22 protein-coding genes are annotated in these 25,573 nt (G+C 36.0%); 2 read left to right on the forward strand and 20 right to left on the reverse strand.

Annotated elements, in window-relative coordinates; genetic code table 11:
• Nucleotides 1–172: 172 nt before the first annotated feature.
• The 15 genes from IPL24_00310 to gmd all read right to left on the reverse strand — a co-directional run bounded on the left by IPL24_00310 (nt 173) and on the right by gmd (nt 16,729).
• The gene (locus tag IPL24_00310; GenBank protein ID MBK8362161.1) at nt 173–724 is read right to left on the reverse strand and encodes a hypothetical protein; all 552 of its coding nucleotides are present in this window, start codon (nt 722–724) and stop codon (nt 173–175) included.
• A 302-nt stretch (nt 725–1,026) separates the two neighbouring features.
• Nucleotides 1,027–1,779: a glycosyltransferase family 2 protein gene (locus IPL24_00315; GenBank protein ID MBK8362162.1), complete on the reverse strand. Its 753-nt coding sequence runs from the start codon at nt 1,777–1,779 to the stop codon at nt 1,027–1,029.
• On the reverse strand, nt 1,706–2,530 hold the full coding sequence (locus IPL24_00320) for a glycosyltransferase family 4 protein (GenBank protein ID MBK8362163.1): 825 nt from the start codon (nt 2,528–2,530) through the stop codon (nt 1,706–1,708). The genes IPL24_00315 and IPL24_00320 overlap by 74 nt, the downstream gene beginning before the upstream one ends.
• Nucleotides 2,531–2,837: 307 nt before the next feature.
• Nucleotides 2,838–3,863: a glycosyltransferase gene (locus IPL24_00325; GenBank protein ID MBK8362164.1), complete on the reverse strand. Its 1,026-nt coding sequence runs from the start codon at nt 3,861–3,863 to the stop codon at nt 2,838–2,840.
• Complete coding sequence (locus IPL24_00330) at nt 3,850–4,746, reverse strand: class I SAM-dependent methyltransferase (protein ID MBK8362165.1); 897 nt, start codon at nt 4,744–4,746, stop codon at nt 3,850–3,852. Before IPL24_00330 ends, IPL24_00325 begins: the two co-directional genes overlap by 14 nt.
• Before the next feature lie 7 nt (nt 4,747–4,753).
• Nucleotides 4,754–5,782, reverse strand: a complete 1,029-nt coding sequence (locus tag IPL24_00335) for a glycosyltransferase family 2 protein (protein MBK8362166.1) — start codon at nt 5,780–5,782, stop codon at nt 4,754–4,756.
• Nucleotides 5,782–6,936, reverse strand: coding sequence for a glycosyltransferase (locus tag IPL24_00340; protein MBK8362167.1), 1,155 nt, complete (start codon nt 6,934–6,936; stop codon nt 5,782–5,784). Before IPL24_00340 ends, IPL24_00335 begins: the two co-directional genes overlap by 1 nt.
• Nucleotides 6,915–7,811: an NAD-dependent epimerase/dehydratase family protein gene (locus tag IPL24_00345; GenBank protein MBK8362168.1), complete on the reverse strand. Its 897-nt coding sequence runs from the start codon at nt 7,809–7,811 to the stop codon at nt 6,915–6,917. The genes IPL24_00340 and IPL24_00345 overlap by 22 nt, the downstream gene beginning before the upstream one ends.
• A 1-nt stretch (nt 7,812) precedes the next feature.
• On the reverse strand, nt 7,813–8,364 hold the full coding sequence (locus IPL24_00350; GenBank protein MBK8362169.1) for an acyltransferase: 552 nt from the start codon (nt 8,362–8,364) through the stop codon (nt 7,813–7,815).
• A gap of 32 nt (nt 8,365–8,396) precedes the next feature.
• Nucleotides 8,397–9,614 carry an ABC transporter ATP-binding protein gene (locus IPL24_00355; protein MBK8362170.1) on the reverse strand — a complete coding sequence of 406 codons (1,218 nt, stop codon included), beginning with the start codon at nt 9,612–9,614 and terminating at the stop codon, nt 8,397–8,399.
• Nucleotides 9,614–10,432 carry an ABC transporter permease gene (locus IPL24_00360; GenBank protein MBK8362171.1) on the reverse strand — a complete coding sequence of 273 codons (819 nt, stop codon included), beginning with the start codon at nt 10,430–10,432 and terminating at the stop codon, nt 9,614–9,616. The genes IPL24_00355 and IPL24_00360 overlap by 1 nt, the downstream gene beginning before the upstream one ends.
• An 85-nt stretch (nt 10,433–10,517) precedes the next feature.
• The gene (locus IPL24_00365; protein ID MBK8362172.1) at nt 10,518–10,862 is read right to left on the reverse strand and encodes a T9SS type A sorting domain-containing protein; all 345 of its coding nucleotides are present in this window, start codon (nt 10,860–10,862) and stop codon (nt 10,518–10,520) included.
• On the reverse strand, nt 10,769–14,548 hold the full coding sequence (locus IPL24_00370; GenBank protein ID MBK8362173.1) for a PKD domain-containing protein: 3,780 nt from the start codon (nt 14,546–14,548) through the stop codon (nt 10,769–10,771). Before IPL24_00370 ends, IPL24_00365 begins: the two co-directional genes overlap by 94 nt.
• A gap of 140 nt (nt 14,549–14,688) precedes the next feature.
• On the reverse strand, nt 14,689–15,624 hold the full coding sequence (locus tag IPL24_00375; protein MBK8362174.1) for a GDP-L-fucose synthase: 936 nt from the start codon (nt 15,622–15,624) through the stop codon (nt 14,689–14,691).
• A complete protein-coding gene (gmd, locus tag IPL24_00380; GenBank protein MBK8362175.1) occupies nt 15,617–16,729 on the reverse strand; it encodes a GDP-mannose 4,6-dehydratase in 1,113 nt (370 codons plus the stop codon). The genes IPL24_00375 and gmd overlap by 8 nt, the downstream gene beginning before the upstream one ends.
• 199 nt (nt 16,730–16,928) lie before the next feature.
• Between gmd and IPL24_00385 the strand changes: the two genes are divergently transcribed.
• Together IPL24_00385 and IPL24_00390 are read left to right on the forward strand one after the other, a co-directional pair.
• Nucleotides 16,929–17,516: a non-canonical purine NTP diphosphatase gene (locus IPL24_00385; GenBank protein ID MBK8362176.1), complete on the forward strand. Its 588-nt coding sequence runs from the start codon at nt 16,929–16,931 to the stop codon at nt 17,514–17,516.
• A gap of 29 nt (nt 17,517–17,545) precedes the next feature.
• A complete protein-coding gene (locus tag IPL24_00390) occupies nt 17,546–21,406 on the forward strand; it encodes a T9SS type A sorting domain-containing protein (protein MBK8362177.1) in 3,861 nt (1,286 codons plus the stop codon).
• A 74-nt stretch (nt 21,407–21,480) separates the two neighbouring features.
• Here IPL24_00390 and IPL24_00395 read toward each other — a convergent pair whose 3' ends face one another.
• The 5 genes from IPL24_00395 to IPL24_00415 are packed head-to-tail and all read right to left on the reverse strand — an operon-like array spanning nt 21,481 to nt 25,572.
• Entirely contained in the window at nt 21,481–22,560 is a 1,080-nt protein-coding gene (locus tag IPL24_00395) for an undecaprenyl/decaprenyl-phosphate alpha-N-acetylglucosaminyl 1-phosphate transferase (GenBank protein ID MBK8362178.1), read from the reverse strand.
• Between the two features lie 25 nt (nt 22,561–22,585).
• The gene (gene rfbC, locus IPL24_00400) at nt 22,586–23,128 is read right to left on the reverse strand and encodes a dTDP-4-dehydrorhamnose 3,5-epimerase (GenBank protein MBK8362179.1); all 543 of its coding nucleotides are present in this window, start codon (nt 23,126–23,128) and stop codon (nt 22,586–22,588) included.
• 9 nt (nt 23,129–23,137) lie between these two features.
• Nucleotides 23,138–24,169 (reverse strand): CpsD/CapB family tyrosine-protein kinase, encoded by a 1,032-nt coding sequence (locus IPL24_00405; GenBank protein MBK8362180.1) that lies wholly within the window; start codon nt 24,167–24,169, stop codon nt 23,138–23,140.
• Nucleotides 24,090–24,470 (reverse strand): hypothetical protein, encoded by a 381-nt coding sequence (locus IPL24_00410; GenBank protein ID MBK8362181.1) that lies wholly within the window; start codon nt 24,468–24,470, stop codon nt 24,090–24,092. The genes IPL24_00405 and IPL24_00410 overlap by 80 nt, the downstream gene beginning before the upstream one ends.
• Complete coding sequence (locus IPL24_00415) at nt 24,460–25,572, reverse strand: hypothetical protein (protein ID MBK8362182.1); 1,113 nt, start codon at nt 25,570–25,572, stop codon at nt 24,460–24,462. Before IPL24_00415 ends, IPL24_00410 begins: the two co-directional genes overlap by 11 nt.
• Between the last annotated feature and the right edge of the window lies 1 nt (nt 25,573).

Genomic DNA, 25,573 nt, shown 5'->3' on the forward strand with positions numbered 1-25,573 from the left:
GATCTGATTTGTATCATGATTAGTAAGTAACAGAACCCTGAAATTATCTCCCCATTTATTTTCTGCTTCTTTCAGAAGATAAAAAACTTCTTTTGTAAGATAAATTCCTCCAAATTTTCCTGCATAAACCGCTACTATTTTGTTTTCAAAGCCAAGCCGGTCAGAAAGGACTTTATTTTTTTTTCTCTGTAAGTTGAAATCTTCCAGATCGACACAAGCGGGTTTTACTAAAAAAGTTCTGAGGTTGAAAATTATATTTTCTTACTGCATAATCATACATTCCTTCAGTAGCACTTATCAATATTTTTGCATGCCTGCTCAACTTTTTTTCTAGAAAAAAAAGTAGCCTGAACTTTAAACTATCTTTTGTCCAGGTATTGTTTTCTACCATCGCTTCAGCATGAGGTTCATAACTATCTACAATCAGCCTGCAACCGGTAATTTTACTTAAGATATAACCAATGCTACCGCCTGGAGTACACCAGGCATGAATAATTCCAATGCGGTTTTTACTGATCGCATTTAACAATTTATAAAAATAGCCAAACGCTTTAAATGGAAAATTCAAATTGATTTTAGAGTACTCTAAAGTAAGTAATTCTATTCCGTTTTTGCTTAATAACAATTCTTGTTCTTTTTTAACAATGTCATTCATTTTTAAATGCTCTTGTTCAAAAGTTACAAGGACGATTTTCCTGGCAGGATCGATATTTTTTCTGATCATCCGTACATAGGGTAGAGTATAGGTCTGAACCAGAGCATCCTGAAAACTCCAGTGTGTTAAAACCAAAATACTATTCCTTTTGCTCATTTAAATTTTAAAATTAATTTTCTTCCTACAATTGACTTTGCCAGTAAAGTTAAATATTTACCTTTTAATCCTCCTTTAAAAATTGCTTTGATAGAAAATGAAATTGCCTGAATACGATCTCCATCAAGATAACTGTGAATTCCACAGAAATAATTCCTGTGTGAATAAAGTTTGTTTAATTCTGAAACTGTCAGATCTATATTGTTTCTGATCCATTATGTTGCTTTGATAGTTCTTTCAACAATGATTTTGTTATTTGATTTCATAGAACGATCGGAATGGTCGAACATAGAAATAGTAAGATCATCGAGTAGAATAAGTTTGTGATTTCTTAAATTGCTGATCAGAAACATCCAGTCTTCTTTAATTGCAAAACTTCTGTCTTCTATAAAATAGTTCAGATCTTTAAGATTTCTTTTGAATGATATATTGCATGCCAGCGGATTTCCGTTCAGAAAAAGTGAATAGTTGTAGGTGCCTTCTTTATAATTACTGATATCAGAATTAAAGATCTTTCCATCCTCATTTCTGAAATTAAATTTAGTAGCAATAAAGTCAGGAAAATTATTTTTGAGGATACCTTTGTGAAGTTTAGACAAATGGTCCTTGTGCATAAAATCATCAGAGTCGAACAGAACGATGTATTCTCCTTCAGAATTCCGGATTCCATTGTTTCTTGCAGCTCCTCGCTCTGAATTTGGCTGTGAGATCAACCTGATGTTTGGATAAATTTCTATAAGTGAAGCTAACTTCTTTTCAGGATGATCGGTACTGCCGTCGTCTACTATAATAACTTCAAAATCTGTAAATTCCTGTTTCATGAGGTAAGTTAACCTCTGTTCTAATATTTCACTTCGATTATAGACCGGAATAACTATTGAAAAAACGGAATTTTCATTTTGACAATTCTTTTCGCAGCTCTTCGTATAATTCCAGATGCTTCTGCACCTTATCAGAATACTGAAAATACTTTAATGCATCTTCACGTGCTTTTTCACCTAAGCGTTTTCTCAATCCCGGATCTGAGATCATGCGTTTTAAAGCCAGATAAACTGCCTCAGTATTTGAATAAGGAACAACGAGGCAATTTTCTTCATCACGAGCTGTGAAACAGCTTATTCCGGATAATGTCAATATCTGCGCACATCCACTGATCATTCCTTCCATGATGTTAATTCCAAAAGTTTCACTCTCGGAGTTAATCGGAATGTGAACATGGACATCAAATAATTTAAATAGTGCAATATTATCTGATACGAATCCTTTATATATGATGTGATCCTGAAGATCGTAATTTTGTATATAACGCAATACTGAATTAAAGCTTTCTCCCTTACTGCCAAATATGAGCATTCTGACATTAGGGTATTCCATAAGTAATTTTCGAAAAGCTTCAATCGCAAAAATGTGACCTTTCCAGAATTCAAATCGTGCAACCATTCCAATTATGAAAACATCAGTTTCCAGATTCAGTTCATTCCTTAGTTTTTCAACTCTATTGTCGTCTGTAAAAATGTATTCATCGGATTTCAATGAGTGATGGATAATGGTAAGCTTACTTTCAGGAATCTGGTAGTTTTTTATCAGAAAGGATTTTGCTTCCTCTGTAAGAGCTATAACTTTTTTAGACAAGAAATATGTGATCTTATCTATCATTTTTTGCTTTTTGTTATTATAATCAAAAGCCCATGTAGTATTTCCACAAGTGGATACTCTCATTTTTATTCCGCAAAACCAGGCAGAAATTAATCCTACAAGATTACCATAAGGTACTCCGTATGCACAAGTGATATTTTATTTTTTTTGAGTATGTAGCAAACTTTGATGAAGTTTATAAAGAAATGATAAAAATGTTTATGAGGTAAATAGTAAACCTTAACTCCCATTTTCTTTAGATCATCAGCTAATAGTGGGTAAGTTTCATTTATTATAATATGTATATGCGGAACTCCTCTCTTAAGAAGTTCGTCCCAAAACCAATTCCACCGTGTAGATTGATTAATATGTGAAGTGATAAATCCTATCTTCATCTGTAAAAAAATCTTCGTGAAATTTTCCTTGCCTCTTTAATAAGTGATGGTGGAAGTTTGGTTCTCCACACGATCCTTTCAATTTCCGGTTCTGATTTAAGAAAGTCACGGAAATGAACATTCAGATATTTTGAGATCTTTCTCGCCCGTGAAAAACGTTCAGATTCATAATCATATCGCAGCACGAAACAAAGGAATTTGAATAATAATTTTTGCTGGTCAATAGACTTTGAATCAAAGTGCTTTGAGAAAAAATGAAATGTTGAATCATTTCTTTCTGTTTTTATTTCAAGGTCTGTTATAATTTTTATAGCAGATTCAAATTTTCCTGATTCTGCAATACCGATAAAAACTTTCGACCAGTCATCAATAAATTTTGAAACCGCAGAAACAGATTTGCTCTCAGGATGTAATCTGTATTTTGAAAGACAATGATCTACAAATTGAAATTTAGAAATAATAGCAAATTTGCTGAACAAATCATAGTCCATACCATAATGAAGATTTTCATCAAGCAAGCCGGTTTGTTCTAATAATGATCTTCGGAAAAATGCAGACGGTTGCGGGAAAGTCATACCGGATAGTATATTTTCCAGACTATCATCTTCATTGCCTTTATTTAGCCTTATAACTTTGTTTCCCGAAAATATAATAGAGCTTCCATGAATCAAACCAACTTCATCGGGCATTGCTTTAAAAAGCTCATTTACCTTATGCAATGCACCTTCTGTAAAAAGATCATCACTACATAGCCATGTAGCAATATCTCCGGTGCATTTTTTTAATCCTTTATTTATTGCTTCACTTTGGCCATTATCTTTTTCTGAGATCCAATATTTGAAATGTGCACTGTATTTATTAATAAGTTCTTTTGAATTATCTGTGCTGTCTCCGTCAATAACCACAATCTCCAGATTCGGATAATTTTGGTTAATTACAGATAAGATTGTTTCCTCCAGAAATTCACCTTGGTTGTATGAAGGGATAACAACAGAAATTTTAAGCATATTATTTTTTGACATAGAAGACCTTCAAAGATTCTCCTCTGTTGGTCAGATTTAAAACTGAATTAGTTGCTTTTTTAATAAGTGAAAGTAGAACTTTTTTATCTATTTGAGCACTAAAATTTCGATCTCGTTCATTGTAATCATACTGGAATTTAGTCTCTTTGTCTTTTCTTTTCCATTTTAAAAAAGGGTAAACCAATCGGGAGGGACTGATTCCTTCTGTTTTAGAGTATATTTCTTTGAAATTGAATGAAGTCAGTAACTTTTTCATAGTCTTTTTTGTGAAATAACAAAGATGCTCTGGGAAAACAATATTGTTCCAATTCACTCCAAGAATAATTCTCGCCAACGAATTGAAATTGGGCGTTGTCATATAAAGACTACCTCCTGAGCGTAATAGTTTCTCAAAACCGGCAACGTAGAATCTCGGATCAGGTAAATGTTCAATTACTTCAAGTGATATTATAATGTCAAACTCGTCTGATTCTTCAGGTGGAATACTTTCAAGACTGTTAAAAATATTGTGTTTTTTTCTGATTGCATTTTCCAGCAAGGGAGCAGAGATCTCAGTACCGTAGGTTTTCCAGTTCTTTGATTTTGCTTCATCTAAAAAGTAAGCTTCTCCGCATCCGACCTCAAGAATCTTTCCCGTTTTCCTGAATTTTTCAAGATAGTCGAGCAGGGAAATATATCGTTGTCTGGTTAACTCAAAATACTCATTCGCTATGGGATACTTATCATAAAAATCCTGTAACACTTCCTGAGACGCAATTTTTCTGCTGAAAACAAATGAACAGTTTGCGCAACGTGTTATAAAATGATCATCACCGAATATGTTGATCAGTTTATTCTCTCCACACAATAAACAATTTTGATGATATTTTATTTCTTTATCCATTCGATAGTTAAAAAGCCTGTTTCTCAGATGCCCTGTTTTTATTTCTCCTTACGAATTCAGCAATTATTGTTTTTATGCGTTTGAATTTTGTTCTGTAGTATAATAATTCACTCAGATATGCATTTGTAGCTTTGTTATAGATAGAAGCGTAAAATAATAATTCAGGATCTTTTAAATTTCTATTTTTGAAATTGAAGATCATCAATTTGATATAAGCTTTAATGTAAATATTCATAACTGATCTGTCTGGTTTATAAAAATTGCTTATATATGATCTATAGAGTGATAGAACAACTTCATCACGGCCAAATCCCTTTTGTAATTCGATCAATCGTTCAATGTTTAATCGTGATTCCGGCATATAGTGATCGAACTTCAGTCGCTCGTCGTACCAAAGCTTAAACCCTAAAATTATCAGACCAAAACTTAGTTCACTATCTTCACCGCCACCTCTGTGAGTTATTGATGACCGTCCTGTCTGAATACCCGGAAAATTACTTTCTATCAATAGCTCGTAACTTTTTTTTCTGAGATTAAAACCGGCGCCGTATAAATATGAGCGTTTCTCTTCAACATATCCTGATTTTGGTCCCTGAGGTCCAATAGCAAAATTCTCCTGATATTTTTTAAACCAAAATGGTTCTGTCTTTTCAAAAACTGCACGTCCAATTCCTCCGCAAGCAGCACATTCAGGATGGGCAGAAAATATTTCTGCCACCAAAGTGACCCAGTTTTTACAAACTCTGTTGTCGTCGTCTACAAATGAAATTATATCATACGCAGACTCCTGAATTCCTTTCTTTCTTGCAAATGCTTGTCCCGGCTGAGGTTCTGATACTACTCTGAAATTAGTGACGTTGTCTTTTTTCCAGATCATTTCACTGACTTCAATAGTTTTATCTGTTGAGTTATTGTCTACTAAAAGTACTTCCCACTTTATATCATTGCCTACTTCTTGCATTTGCAAGGCTTCAAGCGTTTCTTTTATACGACTTTCACTGTTATAGCAACAGATAACTATACTTATTCCCTGCATTATTTTTTTAATTCAAATGTGTCAACAAGCTTCTTTTTAAATTCCTCAATGTTTATTGAGTAGTCAATAGGAACTGTTTTCGTATTACCATTTAAAACAAACAACATTTTATCTGCAAGATCGTCAGAGCTGTTCTTGTCGAAGAACAGTACATTGGATTTTATTTGTTCCTTGTTAACAGCCAGATCGCTTGCAATTACAAATTGATTTAATGCTTTGCAGTCTTCAATTACTGTGCTCCAGCCTTCAAATAAAGATGGTTGGAGAACTGCCACTGAGTTTTTCATTAAGACAAGTTCATCCTCTCTTGAAATAAAACCGGTAAGGTTCACCTTTTTGTCAAGTCCATTCTCATTCAAAAAATTTTCAATTTTTAGTATGTATGTTTTATCTCTGTATGAGGTCTTTTTTCCTGTCATTACAATCTGAAAGTCAGGATTAATTTTATTAAGTGACTTAACTGCTTCAACAACCAACAGATGATTCTTATGAGGCCAGAATTGATTCGCAACCAGAAAATACTTTCCCGTAATATAATATTTATTCAATATTTTTTTGTGATCCAGTTTTGAAATATCGGGTACCAGGGAAATGAATGGAAGTATTTTTATTATATTCTGATGTTGGCCGAAAAATTTTTCATAATCGTCGCAAGCATTTTGACTACTTAATACAAGCGTGTAATTATTATTTGAGGCAATTTTTTTCATTTCTGATTTTACAAATGCCTGTTCTTTCTGAGTTATGTACTGAGGAAAATATTGTTCCTGAAAATCTGGTTTCCAATACATTCTTTTTTTATAATAATAAGTCTCTTCACATTCGAAGTATGGATAAAGAAGATCGAAATTTTTAGGAAAAGAATATCTTTTGATCAAATAAACTCCGAAAATCTCTTTGATTACTTTATTTATCGCGAGTTTAAAGAATGATCTTTTGAAAGGTTTGAACTTATAATATTCGATGTAAGGATAATTGATTTCTTTTATCTCATTGATTGGTGTATGGATTGAATATAAGATTATCAGATACGGCCTGATCGAATCATCCAGTAATTTAAAACTACGTATAATGTTCTGAACATAAATCACCATTCCGGCTGAGAAATCATATCCTTCCTGACAATTAAGTACTATTCTCTTTCTTTCAGCCATCTCACATAATTTTTCAATCCTTCGCTTAAACTAATTCCGGATCTGAATCCCAGGGCAGACAATCGTGTAATATCAGCCTGCCAGTTTATTGGATCACCAATCTTCGTTTGTCCACTAAAGGTTACTTTTAGATTTTCGTCATAGATTCTGCAGAATTCGTTCGCAGCTTCGAAAATTGTAGTTTCTGTGCCTGATGAGACATTGTATGTCTCGCCATTGAATTCTCCTTTCTCAATAACAATTTCTATGGCCTTTAACAGATCTCTGATATTTATAAAATCCCGACTTTCATTTCCAGTACCAAAAAGTGAAATGTCATTCGACTTTTGAGTCTTAAGATAAATATCCCAGAAAAGTTGCTTTGTCAATCGTTCACCATAAACAGCAAATACCCGTAAACTGATCGTCTTGGTATTATACAATGAATAAAATTTTCTGCAAATAATTTCACTCAGATATTTATGCCAGCCATAAGGAGAAATTGGACTGATATCTGCCTGTTCATTTATTGGTAATTTTGATGGACTACCATACACAGCTGCACTGGACATGTGCATGAATTTGCATTCAGGCTGATGTCTCACCAAACAGGATAAAATTGTATTGACTGTTTGTGTGTTCAACTGATAATCGAGATCCGGGTTTTCAAGAGAGTAGGGGACACTTCCATTTCCTCCGGCATAGATACATAAGTCAAAAGTATGAGCATTAAAAAGATCGTTATAATCCGGAGAAAATTTATTGACTTGAAAGTACTTTTGTGAATTTCCTTCAAGAACATCGCATCCATAAACATCATTGCCCTCAATAGAAGAGAAGTGATCGATCAAATGTGAGCCGATAAATCCTTTTGAACCTATTATCAGAATTCGCATCTTAATGTGCAATTGCTTTAATAAATTTTGCCGGATTGCCGGCAACAACTGTGAATGATTCAACATCCTTGGTCACAACAGAACCGGCACCTATAATAGCACCGTCTCCAATAGTAATACCCTTCAGGATAATTGAATGGGCTCCGATCCAAACATCATTTCCGATTTTAATTGGATTGCTTGGAACATTTTCCCAGTTTTTTCTTCCATTCAGCCAGTCTCGCGTATCAGTTCTTCTAAGCAAATAATTTTCGGAATGAGTGTCACTATCCTGAATCATACAGTCGAATGAAATTAATACATTATTTCCAATTTCAATCTTATTTGCAGAACCGACGATTGAATTTTTACCGATAAAAACGTTTTCACCTAAACTGATTTTTGCATTGGGTGTATAGGTAGTCAGAATTCCTTCAATCAGGCAATTATTACTGATGTCAATCACCGCTGTTTTATCAGTTTTAAAAATAACTCCCTTGACAACAGTACCATTATCCATAGTATGCATTGTCGCCTTAACAGGAAATAAAAGATTAAACAATCTTCTGATCATTTTACACTTGTTTGAATTGCTTTATGTTGATTTTATATTGACTCCCATTTGCATGAAATAATAATATTTCCATAATCCTTACCTTCATATTGTGAGAATGGTGTTCCTGTATCAGCAACCCTGAAACGGCATTGGCCTTCATGGATGTCAAAAACTTTTCCATCGCTTCTCACAATTGCAAAATGAAATGAATATATGTTTGGTGCAATAAATTCCTTTGGAATCAGCATTGACCCACTTATCCTGTTTTCATGTCGAGCTAACTGATCGAGAGGTTTGTGTATAGTAAAGATTCTGTTTCCATATTTATCCTGCAAAGCAACAGAAAGGATCTCGTCTGAAACTTTATTGTTTGATACAAGAACAAAACTTATTCGAATTTCCTGATTAAATCCAAATACTGATGATGGTTTGTGTTCACCGTCAACGGTTGATACATGTTCAATGTACATTTCTTTGTTAGCTGTCAGTTTAGGATCATGTGTAAAAACATTCTCGCTTTCCTGATAATCGAATGAAAGATATTTTGAGGTAACAATATCTGTACTGTCGCTCACAAGAATTTCGCCTTTACTCATCAGAAGTGCTCTTGAACACAATTGATTTACCAGGCCCATCTGATGGCTGACAAACAAAATCGTACGACCACTTCTTGTTACACCTTCCATTTTTCCAATACATTTTTTTTGGAAATCAGCATCACCAACTGCTAAAACTTCATCAATGATCATGATCTCTGGATTTAGAAAAGCAGCCACTGCAAAAGCAAGCCGTAATTGCATTCCACTGGAATAATGTTTTAATTGCGTGTCAAGAAATTTCTCTATTCCTGCAAAATCGATAATCTCATCGAATTGTTGCTGAATTTCTTTTTTCTTCATCCCCAAAATCGAACCATTGAGAAAAACATTTTCACGACCGGTCAGTTCCGGATGAAATCCTGTTCCAACTTCCAGCAATGATGCAATTCTGCCTCTGGAAATAATTTTTCCTTCAGTCGGTGGTGTAATTTTGGAAAGAACTTTCAGTAAGGTAGATTTGCCGGCTCCATTTTTTCCTATGATTCCAATACTCTCTCCGGCATTCACAGAAAAGGAAACATTTTTAAGAGCCCAGAATTCTTCTGATTCTTTTTTTGAAAAAAAACTCAAAGGATTCATCAGTTTGCTCCGCATCGATTCATAGGGCAAATGTTCATGGTAGATCCTGAACTTTTTGGAGATATTTTGAACTTCGAGTATCGGCTTCATTATGCTAGATCAGCAAAATAATATTCTGTTTTACGGAAATAGGATAAGCCAATTGAAAATATAATCAGCGAGATCAAAAGACATTGTCCTACAAGTTCAAATGAAGGTGGAATGCCATTGATAGCTCCCCGCAGTATTTCTATAGCACCTGAAATCGGATTCAGATTCAATACCGATCGGAGAAAATCGTTTTTAACAATAGTCGCCGGATAGATCACCGGAGTCAGAAACAAAAGAATTTGAATCATGAAAGGAATGATGTATCTGAAATCTCTGTACTTAACATTCAAGGCAGCGAGCAGACAACCAAAGCCAAAAGTTGTAAGCAATGTGATGAATAAAGCTAATGGAAGTAATATTAAAATAAAAAGCAGTGAAAAGGAAGGAAGGTAATAGAACAAAACAATAATAAACATTATCAAAGTCATGCAGAAATCAACCAATGTTCCTAATACACCTGATATGGGAATTATCAACCTTGGAAAATAAATCTTTTTAATAATATTTGAATTGATGACCATACTATTTCCTGCTGTGGAAATTCCTGTTGCGAAAACATTCCACAAGATCAATCCGGAAAAAACAAAAACAGGGTAGGGTAAATTATAGGATTTGATATCAAGATGAGAAGCGAAGAATACTGTGAAGATCACCATTAAAAGAAAGGGCTGAAGAATAGCCCAAAGCGCTCCCAGAACAGTTTGCTTGTACTTGATCTTAACATCCCGTAAGGTGAAAAAATAGATCAGCTCGCGAAAATCCCACAACTCTTTAATGTTGAACTGCAAACCTTTAGCAGGTTTGATTTCATATTCCATATTGGCCGCTTTTACGCAAACCTACATTAAATCTGAGTTTTTATCAAGAATTATAGCAAATTATAAGAGCCAGTTATGAACGAACTTATTTGGAATGTGACACTACTAATTGACGGTAAAATACTTTATCCTTGAAGATGACTCGGATTGTATAAAGGCCTTCCGGAAGATTGCTTACGTCGAACTTATAGTCTGAAAATCCATCCGGTGCCAGATCATTAAATACTTCTGACATCAGGCGACCCGCCTGATCGTAAACAGAGATCATTAGCTTTGATTTATAAGGCAAAATTATCCGGATATTAGCTTCCTCCGAGACAGGATTTGGATAAGGATTTAAAATTGATAATTCATCAGTCCTTGTGTAGCATTTCTCATTATTTGAAATGACATCATCTTTTGACCATTCGGCTCTGAGGCAGTAATGCAATATGAATCACTGTTTATTCCACTCGACAATCTGAATGCTGCGGTAAAATGATAATTCTGAATTCCTGTTGTACCATTTGGAATTGATCGTTCCAGTCTTTCTCTTATAGAATTTCCATCGGAGAGCCGTGCTTCCATTAAGACGTTGTTAATCTCCAGTGTGCCCAGATTTGAAATCGTAGCAACGATGTAGAAATAATTTTCGTCCTCATAGGAAGAATCACCAACAATTGCAATGTCCAATACAGGTTTGATAACATAAATTTCTTTTTGCATTGTATCTTTGCAACCAAAATTACTGGTAATGATCTGAGTAATGGTAAACAAGCCTGTGTCATTGTACAGATAAGGCGGATCCATTTCTGTGCTGATCAAACTGTCGACACCGAAGGTCCACTCAAAAGAATTTGCTGCATACGATTGATCCGTAAATTGAACTGCTAACGGAGGATTTCCATACTGAGGATCAAAACTAAAATTAGCAATTGGCAATCCATGAATACTCACAACTTTTGAAATGGATTTGTCGCACCCAATATCACTTGTAACCAACAATGTAATTTGATAATTACCTGAATCGCTAAATGTATAATTCACCGATGGTCCCATCAAATTTGTATCAGGAGCTTCAATATGCCATTGGTAGTTTGCAATCGTTCCGGCACTGATTGTGGATGTGCTTGTCAGATCATAAGTTGATCCAAGGCAACCCGGAGGAGTAGAAAAAGAAGGCACCGGAATCGGACTCACAGTTACTTGTCTCGTGGCAGATCCGATACAACCTCTTGTTGAAGTTACATTCAAAGTTACCTGATAATTAGCTGCTGAAATATAATAATGGGCCGGCTCTTTGAGTTGGTTTGTCTGACTGTCTCCGAAATTCCAATGATATAAACTGTCTATCGGTGAACCCGGGTTAAAAAATTCCATCAAATCTCCTAAGCAAGTAGGTGAGTAAGTGAAATTAACTGATGGAGTTTGATTTACTCTGATTGTTTGGAAAGCAGTATCACTACAACCATGATTTGTTACAATGATCAACGATGAACTGTAATTCAGAGTTGTATCATACAAGTGAGTTGGATTTGTTAACGTTGAAGTGTTATTAGGAGAACTGAAATCTCCAAAATTCCAGAGGTTTTGTGAAATGCTGCTTAGTGAGTCACAAGTACTTTGATTGGAGAAGACAACGTTTTGTCCTGTACATGCATTATTTGTAGAATAATTGGCAACAGGTTGCTGATGAATTATTACTGTATCATTAACAAGATCGGTACAGCCTTCAACAGAAGTAACTAAAAGGGATACGGGATAACTTCCTATACTATCGAAAGTAAAAAAAACATTGGTGAAAACGGATGAGTCACTATCCGATAAATGCCAAAGGTAGGTGGCAATTGAACTTCCACTTGCAGGTGTCGATTGATTAGTGAATGAAGTCGTTGTGCCTAAACAAACACTTGAAAATGTAAATGCAGCAACCGGACTTTCAATTACGGTTATTGTTTGTTGAGCCGGGGCACTTGGGCAATTTGAAGGGGAGTAAGCAATTAAATTTACAGTATAGGTTCCCGGATTCGAGTATATATGGACCGGTGAAGAAACAGAGTCCAGTTCACCATCACCAAAATCCCAACTCCATGCTGAAATTGTATCAGCAACCACTAATGATAAATCGTTAAACTGTGCAATGTTACCCTGACAAATGGTAGCAGGCAGAGTGAAAGCTGCAGATGGAATATTACTTATTCTGATGTTTTTCGTTATGGTATCATTACATCCGTTGCTTGCATCAACGATATATTGAACCGTGTAATTTCCTATGGTGTTGGGGTATGAATAATTAGGTGAGAAAACTGTATCGGTACCGCCATCACCAAAATCCCATCGGTATCCTGATATCACAGATCCATTTGCAATGGTTTGATTTGAAAAAAGTACTTGCTGTCCAACACACGTGTTGATCTCTTCAAAGGCAGCTATTGGACTTGAATTAACATTCAGATTTGTTGAATAGCTTGCAGAACAATTTCCATTACTGGTAACTGTCAGCGATACCAAATAGTTTCCACCTGTCGGAAAGGAGTAAACCGGGTTTTGTAAAGAACTTGAATCTCCATTTCCAAAGTTCCATTGCCAGTTTACTATATTTCCTGAAGGAATTGTGGAAAGATCTGTAAATGGAGTAGAAGTATTAGAACATCCACTTGCTGCTGAAAAATTTGCCGAAGGCTGTGCTGCAATTGATACCAGATTCATGAATGTATTATCGCAAGTGCCACTACTGGTAGTCAGACTAACAGAATATGTGCCTGAACAAGCATACTGATGTATCGGATTTTGTAATGAACTTGTATCTCCATCTCCGAAATCCCAACTCCAGGAAACAATTGATCCTCCGGAAACGGTACTTGAATCGATAAAATGAACACTGTCTCCGAAGCAAAGGTTGGAGGTTACAAAAGAAGATATAGGTGCGTTTACAATTTGAATTTGTTGTGTTACAGAAGATGAATTCCCAAAACTGTCATAAGCAGTCAGCGTTACCGGATATGTTCCGGAAGTATTGAATGAAACATTCAACGGTGTATTTGCAGTTGATAGTGATATCGAAGCATTTGCCGTATTGTTGTATTCAATCACTTGTAAATTAAAAGAACTGATATTCTGAATAATTGCAAATTGTTTGTTTTCTTTTCTGTAGGTTGATAATCCTTTCGGATTTACACCACTATAATTTTCAATACCTATCAACTGTGCAGTATTTCCTGATAGTGAAGGCCCAAGATCATATTTTCTGATATCATTGCTGGTGTAATTTGTAGTGATCATTTTCCACCCTGAACTATCCTGTATTAAAGCGAGATCACTGGGATTACCATCTGAAATCACAGTTGTAAACGTCGGACTGGTATTGATCGTTGAACCGAAATTTGCTTTGACAACATTTGTCGAACCGAATCCTCCAAAATAAGCATAGTATGTTCCACATTCTTTAGCAAAAATTCCATCAAATACATTTGAAGCTCCCGGAATGCTCACTGGTAAATTAGAAGTTGGAATATTTAGAATTGAATTTCCAAATTCAAAAAGTGTAAAGGTACCTGTAGTAAAGTTTGTTGCCATACCAAAAATACTACCTGAAGAATCAGAAATTACTTTAATTCCCCATGGTGTTGTCATGTTGCTTGTCGATACATTGTGAACTATAGTAGGGTTGTCTGGAATGTTCAGCAAACTGGTTCCGAAATGAATTCGACTCAATGCATAATTTCCATAATCCACTATAAAGCCATACCATTCATTATTTTCTTTAAAAAGTGCGATGTCTGAAGGTTGATAGAGAAATCCAAAGTCTCCAAGATTTTCAACTGATGTATAAGGCTGATCAATTCCATTTGCAAAAATAGTTCTGTACAGAGCAGAACCAGCGCAGTAGAAACCTACAATTGTATCATTTTGCATCTCTAAAGTGATATCTCTTGCATATTCTGCTCCAGCTGCAGTATCAATAATTTTTGTACCTGCATTTCTGAAAAAACCGGGAGTAAAATCCCATTCATAACTGCTGGCATTGACACTCGAATTAGTAAAAGTTATCGGAGCTCCTGCACATACTGAAGCAGGCATACTGAAACTTGCCGATGGACATTGTCCGAATGTTGAAGAAGCCAGTAATAAATTCAAAAAGATTATCATTGAAATTAATGAAATCTTTTTTGGTATTTCGTTATGCATCTAATAGGTCGATTTGAGTATTTTTAAAATCAGATTGTTCTCTGACTCATTACTCTGCATACGAAAACCTACACTTTAAAGTTCTAAATTTAAATTTGAGAAAGCTGCTTTGAAAATAGTTCGTATGTACTTGATATTCCATTGCTTAGCCCTATTTTTGGCGCCCATCCAAGAGATTGGATTTTCGATGAATCCATTAGTTTTCTTACAGTACCATCAGCACGGTTTGTGTCAAAAACAATTTTGCCTTTGAAGCCGACAATTTCTGAAATCATGGCTGATAATTCTGAAATGCTTATGTCGCTTCCGAAGCCTATATTTAAAAAACCGGCTTCATCATATTTTTGCATAAGAATCAAACAGGCTTTTGCAAGATCATCGACGTGCAAAAACTCCCGCATCGGTTTTCCGCTACCCCAGACAACTACCTCTTCCGATCCGTTTAGCTTTGCTTCATGAAATTTACGGATCAACGCCGGTAACACATGCGATTTTTCAAGATCGTAATTGTCATTCGGGCCATATAAGTTGGTTGGCATTGCTGAAATAAAATTGCAGCCATATTGTGACCGGTATGCTTCGCAGAGTTTTATTCCTGCGATCTTGGCAATTGCATACGGTTCATTTGTTGATTCAAGTATTCCTGTTAAAAGGTATTCTTCCTTCAATGGCTGTGGTGCAGATTTCGGGTAAATACATGATGATCCGAGGAACAAAAGTTTTTTAACGTTATTCTGTTTTGCAGCTTCAATAACATTTAGCTCTATAGCCAGATTATCATAGAGAAATTCCGCGCGGTAAATATTGTTTGCATTAATGCCTCCAACTTTAGCAGCTGCTAAAAAAACATACTCAGGTTTTTCGTTTCTGAAAAAATCATTTACTGCCTGCTGATTTCTTAAATCCAGTTCTGTAGATGTTCTTAATACCAGGTTATGAAAGCCATTAGATTCAAGCTCTCTTACGATAGCTGAACCAACCATTCCCCTGTGACCGGCAACATAAATTTTCGAATTATTATTCATGATAATTTAAAACGTTATGTCCACCGTCTTTTAAATATTTGTCTTTCCGGAAAAGTTCAAGATCGCTTTCCATCATTTCTTTTACCAACATCTTCAGATCATATTTTGGTTTCCATCCTAATTGTTTTTCTGCCTTGGATGGATCACCTAAAAGCAGATCAACTTCTGTTGGTCTGAAATATTTCTCGTCGATACTCAATACAACTTTTCCCGCAGGTAAATTATAGTTCGCATTTGAACAGGATACTACAGTTGCAATTTCATTAACGCCTGTCCCTTTAAATTCAATTTTGATCCCAACTTCTGCGAATGACATTTCAAGAAATTCACGTACTGTAGTAGTCTTTCCGGTTGCTATCACAAAATCTTCGGGTTTTTCCTGCTGAAGAATCAGATACATAGCTTCAACATAATCTTTCGCATGACCCCAGTCGCGTTTTGAATCGATGTTTCCAAGATAAAGTTGATCCTGCAAACCCAATACGATCCGGGCTACACCACGTGTTATTTTTCTGGATACAAATGTTTCACCTCTTAAAGGAGATTCGTGATTAAAAAGAATTCCATTCGCTGCAAACATACCGTAAGCTTCTCTGTAATTTACCGTCATCCAATATGCATATAACTTTGCAATTGCATAGGGTGAACGCGGATAGAATGGAGTAGATTCCGATTGAGGAACCTGTTGAACCAAGCCATACAATTCGGATGTAGATGCCTGATAGAATTTTGTTTTCTGAGCAAGACCTAAAATGCGGATAGCTTCAAGGATCCGGAGAGTTCCGATTCCATCGGCATTGGCTGTATATTCCGGTGTCTCGAAACTCACTTTTACATGTGACATCGCACCCAGATTATAGATCTCATCCGGTTGTACTTCCTGAATGATGCGGATCAGATTTGTGCTGTCGGTCAGATCACCATAATGCAATTTGAAATTGATATTTTTTTCATGGGGATCAAGATACAAATGGTCAATACGGTCGGTATTAAAGAGCGAACTTCTCCGTTTTATACCATGAACCATGTACCCTTTTTTTAGCAGAAATTCCGCTAGATAGGCACCATCTTGTCCTGTGATGCCTGTAATTAATGCAACTTTCATATTGAAGAGTAAGGTGCCAAATATAGGGTTTTTTGTGACTGATTGGAAGTACTGGCTGGGGAGAGGGTTGAAATATTTAGGTCAAGGGTCAAAGGTCAAGGGTCATGTATGTCCTCTGACCTTTGACCTTATAAAAAACTGATATCTCATTAAATTATCCCTATAAAAAACCTATTTTGCTCTAACAAATTGAAACTATATGAAGCTGGTTTTCGCGACAAATAACAATAATAAATTGAAAGAGGTAAAGCAATTACTTCCCGCATCTATTGAGATCCTGAGTTTGAAGGATATTGACAGTGAAGATGAAATTGCTGAAACCGGAAGTACTATTCCTGAAAATGCCTTTATCAAAGCCAGATATATCTATGAAAAATTCGGTATGAATTGTTTTGCCGATGATACCGGACTTGAAGTTGATGCACTGGGAGGCAGACCGGGAGTTTATTCAGCCAGATTTGCTGGTCCCGGTGGAAAGTCAGAGGAAAATATTAAAAAACTACTGACGGAAATTAAAGGAGTTGAAAATCGTCGCGCAAGATTCAGAACAGCAATTTGTCTGATGATCGATGGAGTAGATCTTTCGTTTGAAGGAGTTGTTGAAGGTGTGATCACTGAAAGTGAAGCTGGTGATAATGGCTTTGGTTACGATCCTGTATTTCTCCCTGATGGTCACGATAAAACATTTGCTGAAATGACAGACGCTGAAAAAAATGCAATCAGTCATAGGGGAGTTGCAATAAGAAAACTTGTAGAGCATCTTGGGAAACCGGAAATTCTTGTTTAAAATATTTACGATCATAAAATTTATTTAAAATGAAAAAAAATCTACTATTTGTTTTATTGAATCTGACATTTTTGTCTTTTGTAAATGCACAATGTGATTCTGTGATTGTCCGTTCAGGATATGCTTATGGCGATAATGGCGAACGTGATTTTTATAGTGTTGAGCATTATAACGGCTTCAATCACTTACTTCGTTCTGCTTATTATTATGGAAGAGAAACAGGAGAAACATTATGGAATCCTGGAACTAAATATGAAAATTTGTTTGATCTGAATAATAATTTAATTCAGGAGAATTCCTATTCCTTCTCAAATAATGTATATCAGAATGGCAGTCAGACCACATATTCTTACTCAGCATCAGGAAAATTAATAGGAAAAATCAGACAGACATGGAGTTCAAATAACTGGATTGTTACTGATCAACTTGTCATGAATTATGATCTTCAGGACAGACTAATTGATAGTACAATTACAAATGGTAATGCCATTGAAAAAACAATTTTTTCATATGACATGAATGGAAACGACTCATCAATTATTGTTCAGAATGGTTCAGTGAGTTTGCCTTTAACAAACTATACCCGAAACGACTATTACTACGATAGTTCTGGAGATAAAATATTTTCTGTTTATTTTAATTGGAACTCTACTCAATGGGATACAATTTCCAGATCACGATATACTTATCAGGGAAATCTTCCGGATAGTATTATCAAGGAAAGGTTAGATACTGTATGGAAAAATCAATTATTGACTTATTACGAATATAGTCCTTTTGACAAACCTGTGTACATTTATGATATGTCCTGGGCAGATACTGCATGGATCTATGCTTATCGTGAAGTACATGAAATAGATGCTAACGGATATCCTTCTTTTTCAGATTACCAGCGGGCGTATTATGAACCGGATGGAACCTTTTCCTGGTCAACTGCAGGTATGGGTTATTCAACTTATACATACAGTGCCGATGGGAATTTACTTTATGTAGAAGGAAGACCAGCTATCGGTGGTCCATATCATAGTAGTTACTCATATTCAGGAGGAATACTTATCAGCTCTTATGGATATTCCGAAACTATGGGAGGTTTCATTTCTGAGTCGAATTCTACTTACAGATATACAGACATACATGGATTCAATTCTATATGTACAGGTGACAGTACTGTTTTATTTGTCGATAGTTGTTCAGGTTCTACTCATATATGGTCAACCGGTGCTACGACACCTTCAATAACTGTAAATACACCGGGAAATTATTCTGTAGTAACCACTTTACCTAATGGTTTTGTAACAAGTTCTCTTCCTTTTAATGTGTCTGTTGAAAATGGATTACCGTTTATTCCTGTTGGACCTGATAGTACAAAACACATTTGCACAAATTCAACTGCACAATTACAGGTTCCAAATCTTCCAAACGTCTCTTATCAATGGTACAGAAATGATACCCTTCTTGCTAATTCAACTTCTTCTATAATTACTATTCCCGGATCGATTGGTCTTCCCGGTGTATATTATCTTGTTGCAACAAATGTTTGCGGACAAGATACTTCTGCTAAGACAACCGTTCTGATCAATTCTGCTCCCGGTCAAACGACGATAACTTCATCAGGTCCTTTGGATTTTTGTATTGGCGACAGCATCTCGTTGACAAGCTCAAGTGCAGATTCATATCAATGGTTGCCTGGAGGTGAAACTTCACAATCGATAGTTGTCGCAACTTCTGCCAACTACAGCGTAAAGGGATTTGATCTAAATGGTTGCTATACATCGGCCACTGCTAATGTTCATGCAAATGATTTTCCACCTGAGATTGAATTATCAGTCAGTAATAGTTTTATAATTGCGGATTATAGTGGAAGTCACAATCAATGGTTCATGAATGGTGATACTCTTACCGGTCAGACTACTACAAATTGTACTCCTATCCTTGCCGGATATTACTACTATGCAACTGCAAACTCATATCCATGTATTACTTATTCTGATTCCATTTATCTTGATCCGGACACAATAAATGTTTATGCAGGACCTGATGTTTTTGTTTGTGAAAATGGAAACAGAACTGCTATCATCGGAACTTATCATCCAATAATAGGAGGTACACCACCATTTACTTATAGCTGGAGTCCGAATACAAACCTGAACAATTATAATACGGGTAGGGCAATGGTCTATAATTTTACTCAGGACGACACATATTATCTAACCGTTACTGATGCAAACGGAAGAACAGCAATTGATAGTATTTCTGTAATTCTGCATGAAGCAGTAGCACCTCAATTAACGATGACTACCGGAAATGAGATCTGTTCTGAAATTACAAGTTATATTGAGATCGATTATATCAATGAACCTTATACGTTTTATCGATGGGTAGTGAACAATGATACTCTTAATAACACAACTTCTTATCTCGTTCCACGGGTAGCAGGAATTTATCAGGTTGTTATCACTGACCGGCATGGCTGTAATGCAATTTCAGCAGGCGATACTTTAATTCTGCAGACTTTAACTGCTGAGCCCGTTATACATGCACTGCTTGATTCAAACGTATGTGTTAGCGGAACAGGAACTCTATGGGTCAATAATATTTCAGGAAGTACTTATTCCTGGAAAATGAATAATCAGATCATTGGGACATATACATTGCTTCAAGTAAATTATGCTTCCGTTTATCAGGTGAAAATAACTGATGCAAGCGGATGCTGGAGCACGAATACTATTGAATTCGATCCAGCAAATGAAGAAATAACATTCGGCATCAGGGGAAATTCTGATGGAATATATTGCAATGACACTGTATCGTTATTTGCTGCCGATATGGATAACTGGACTTATTCATGGACTTACGAAAATATAAATTTGAATATTGACTCAGCAGTGATCTATGCATTCAATGATGGTGATTATTCCTGTACTGCTGTTTCACCACAAGGCTGTATTGCAACCGGAAATTACACATTGATGCAGAATACTGTCCCTTCTATAACATTAGTTCAGAATGGATTTTTGCTCTCTGTTGCAAGATTTTTTTTCTGGAGTTATGAATGGTATTTGAATGGTATTTTAATTCCAAATGCTTTTACATATGAATATACAGCTTCAGCTCCCGGAGATTATATGGTGCGCATCTATAATTCAGATGCATGTGAATCTTTTTCAAACATATTAACCCTTGCGAACTGCGGACTTTCGGTTGCGAATGCATTAGTTTGTGATTCTGCTTGTAACGGTGAGCTCACTGCACAGGCATTTGGAATCGGAACAATTTCATATCAATGGTCCACTGGTCAGAATACTGAAATGATTAATTCACTCTGTCCTGGTATTTATTCAGTGACCATTACAGACAGTTTAGGGTGCCAGTTTTCAGATACAGCTTTTGTATCGAACGACAGTCTTTCCCTTACTGCTATTTTTACCAGCCCATCATGTCCAACGTGCAGTGATGGAAGGGTAGAGCTCATAGCTGTTAACGGTGTGCCGCCTTACAACTATTTTATCGATCCGCCAATCGTTGCACCAAGTGGAAATAATTTCTATGGTCTTCCTGCAGGCTATTATGAGGTATGTGTATTTGATGCAATTGGATGTTCTGTATGTAATACCGACAGCATTTTAACGTTGGTACCGAATTTAATTTCTGTCTCCGATAATGTTGGAATTTATCCCAATCCGGTAATCAAAGAGTTTTATCTGACAGGTCAATCTGTTTCCGGAAACAATTTTATTGAATTGAAAATTTATGATTCAAAAGGCAATCTGGTAAATTCATTCAGGCAATCATCATCAAAGTTCAATGTTGAAAATCTGAAAGCGGGGATTTATACAGTGCAGTTGCTTCTGGAAAATGAAGTGAAGTACCTTCGCTTTGTGAAGCAATAATTATGTTGGATGTTGGGGTGTAGTCTGCGGCCCTTAAGGCCCTTGCAAAAAAATGTTTAATCTTATAAAGACTTTTACTTATCCTTTACCGACCTCGCAGCATAAAAGAAAATCGAAAACATAGTCAGTATATAGGCGCTGAAAAGGACAGAGTAAATGTGTGTCCATTGTTTCAGATACTTCTCCATAATGATCACTAACAATAAACTCATCAGTGTCACGGCCCAGAAAACCAGTGCAACCTGACGATCGCTGAGGCCTAAATAGGCCAGGGCATGAGTGGTGTGATCTTTTCCTCCGATGAATGGACTTTTACCTTTTGACATTCTGTTGATCACAACCGTGGTAGTATCAATTAACGGCATCAGGAAAACGATGATCGGCAAAAATAAGTTCCTCGCACTGATAAGATCTCCTGAAGGTGGTTCTGCATTCCACAAATATCTTATGCCCATTGCAGCAAGGAAGACTCCCAGAAACTGACTTCCGGTATCGCCCATGTACATTTTTGATGGATGCCAGTTGAAGAACAGAAAGCCTGCCAGTGATGCCATTACTCCGATCATAATGATGAAGTAAACGCTATTGTATTCCTGATGGAAAAGCATTACAGTCAATGCCGAAAGGATAATGCTGATTGATACAGTTGTCGAAATGGCATCCATGTTGTCGAGCATATTCAGGCTATTCATAATACCAACTACCCAGACGATGGTAATGATATAGTTGATGATCTCCACATAACTCAATGTGATCTCTGTACCGGTAACTAGCAATATTATTCCGCACGTAATCTGTGTAAAGAGTTTTAGTAATGGTCTGGTATTATAGGCATCATCAGCAAGCCCCAGCAAAAATCCAAGCATGCCGGCCAATAATATTCCGATAAATTGCTTATTCAGGAATACCTGACTACTGTCAAAAAAAACAGGGTAGATAATAATCGATAAAAGGAAAATGATGTAAAAAGAAAAACCGCCAACAGCAGGCTTTGATTGTGATCCCCATCTGATAACAGTGTCGTCCTGATTTCTGATTCCAAGTGTTTTGACAAATTTCAAAAATAGATTATTGATCAGAAATGAAAAGATCCCTGAGACAATAAAATAAAGCAAGTAAACAATTAAGTAATAATCAGTATTATTTTCAATCATCGGATTTATTCTCGAATTATCTAATTTACAGACTCAGACAATACTCTTTGTATGAAGGCAGAACTTTATCTTTTTCTGAAATAGTAGTATCCTTAATTCCCCAGTTAATATTCAGGTCGATATCATTATATATAATTCCACTTTCAGAAGCAGCATGATAATAGTTAGTGACCTTGTATAAGAACACAGTGTCGTCTTCAAGCACAGAAAATCCATGTGCAAACCCGGGCGGAATCCATAGCATGAAATTATTTCTGTCGTTGAGTTCAATGTCATAATGCCTTCCAAATGTAGAAGAGTCTTTTCGCAGATCCAACGCAACATCAATTACACTTCCTTTGATCACTCTTACAAGTTTCCCCTGATCATAAGGTTGTCGCTGAAAATGCAAACCGCGGATTACACCTTTCTTGCTTATCGACTGATTGTCCTGAACAAATCCAAATGATATTCCGGCATCTCTTAAAGTTCGTTCATTAAAAGATTCAAAAAAATTTCCACGGGAATCTGAAAAAATTCTCGGCTCAATCAATAGCAAACCGGCAATTGGTGTTTCTTTAATTTTCATCACTGAAGTTTAACTTGTGAAGAAATTATTTTTAAACTTCTGCCAGCGTGATAACGGTTTCTTTTTAGAATCTTCATCATAATATCCATATCCATAACCATAGCCGTATCCATATCCGTAACCATATCCGTACCCATATCCATATCCGTATTTGAATCTGGCCGTGTCAACACCATTAAGAATAACAGACAATTTTGTAATTTTATTTTCTTCGATCATCTTATTAAGATTCTGAAGGAAGACTCGTTTTGAATACAATGTTCTTACAATATATAATGGGTAGTCGGCTTTCTTGATTACTTCAACACCATCTGTAACAATTCCTACGGGTGGTGTATCGATGATCACAATATCATACTTAGCTTTCAATTGCTCAATTAACTCTGACATCCGTTTACTTAAGATCAACTCCGATGGATTTGGAGGAATTGGTCCGGCAGTAATGAAATCGAGATTTTTTAAACTGCTTTTATTTATACAATTTTCAGGATTATCTTTTCCAATTAAAATTGTACTCATGCCTTTATTATTCTCGACATTAAATCCCAGGTGGATCTTAGGTTTCCGCATGTCAAGGTCAATGATCAAAACTTTCTTTTCTGAAAAGGCAATAACTCCTGCAAGGTTGATGGCAACAAACGTCTTTCCTTCTCCTGAAATAGTTGAAGTAATTGCAATTACTTTAGGTCCGGGATCACTGTTTATGAACTGTAAATTCGTACGCACTGATCTGAAGGACTCTGAGATCGCAGACTTCGGATTTTTATCAACCAGTAATTGCGAGACAGGGATAAGGCTTTTATACTTTGGTATGATACCAAGCATTGCAGCATCTGTGTATTGATTGATCTCTTCCAGCGATGTGATCTCATTGTAGAAAGATAACGCAGAAATATTAATAAGAAACTGAAAACGAATCCTGCCACAAGACTTCCCGCAATAATGAGTTTTCTGTTTGGTGTTAATGGTCCATAAGGTATTGTCCTTGCTGTAGAACGATGTTGTCAGTAACGATACCGGCACGACTGATTGAAAATTCAATTTTCTTTTCAAGTAATAACTGATAAAATTTCTGATTAACCTGGTATAATCGATCAAGACGAGCCATTTCAGCTTCCTTACTGGGCAGTCCGGCAAAATCACCTTCAAACTCAAATATTCTGTCGTCGACACTTTTAATTTTTTCTGTAAGCGATTTTCTTGAATTAATAATTGAATTCGAAAGCATTTCTCGCTGACGGGTAATATCTTTTTCCAAAGCAATCATTGCAACATTGGCCGGAGTAGCCTGGAATTGTAAATTTGTTTTACGGTCTTCCATTTCCTGAACCTTAGAAACCATTTTCCTTGATCAGGTCATCTGTCACAGTTCCGGCCAGAAGCGGAATCAATTGATCAACATCTTTATTAAGTTGGATCTCTTTTTCTAAACGATTGAGCACTGCAATGTTCAATGAAAACTCTGTACGCTGATCGATCAATGTATTAATATGAGTTAATACATCCTGTGCATTTTGAGTTGGCTGAGTGATCTTGTTCGATCGTTTAAAGACTTCGAGTTTCTTTTCTGATTCCTTTAACTCTGTTTCAATAGATGCTAAAGTTTCATTGATGAATTCTATCGATTTATTTGCACCGGCAGACTTGTTTTCCTTAACGTACATATCGTACTCAGAGGCCATTGTGTTTACAAAGTCACTGGCTTTTTGTGGATTACGGTCTTTAAAAGAGATTCTTACAGTTTGCGCAAATTGATTTGTTAAAACAATTGACATGTTATTATAATACCGATCAACCATACTTTCAGGATTATTGATAATAAAGTAGAATGGATCCTGCTTGATTTTCTTTTGCTGTGCCTGTACGGTGGTGTAATCGACTATTCTTAATTTGAACTTAACTCCGGCGGTATTGTACCATTGCTCGATGTTGTATATTCCGGATACCAGATTGTCATTAAAAGTATAATGTAACTGATACAGGGTTTCGGAAAGAAAATTTACATACACCTGTACTCCATAAAATGACGAATCACTAAGTAGAAAACTGATCTCAAATGGGGTTTGACGATACAGTTCGTAATCTAAGACATTTCCTTGCGCATAATAACTTATATCCAAAGGCATCTGGTTCAACACTCGTCCAAGCATCAACTTCGATCGTAATAATTCAATACTTCCTGCAAGATTATTACTACCCATTCCCATGGCATCATAGAATTGGGCATTCTGAATATTTAAAACTGCATTGGCATTGTTAACGGTTCCGATCTTAATTACTGACTCTGACTGATAAACAGGATGAGTATAACGTAAATAGAGTAGGGAGCCGACAAGTGCGAAAAACAAGACAGTAAGCAACACATAAAAATACTTCTTTACGATAATTGCAAAGAGTTTCAGATCGAACTCTTCATTTATATGGGAGATTTTTTTCTTTGCCATT

It is taken from the genome of Bacteroidota bacterium (assembly GCA_016711505.1).
Classification (GTDB): domain Bacteria; phylum Bacteroidota; class Bacteroidia; order AKYH767-A; family 2013-40CM-41-45; genus JADKIH01.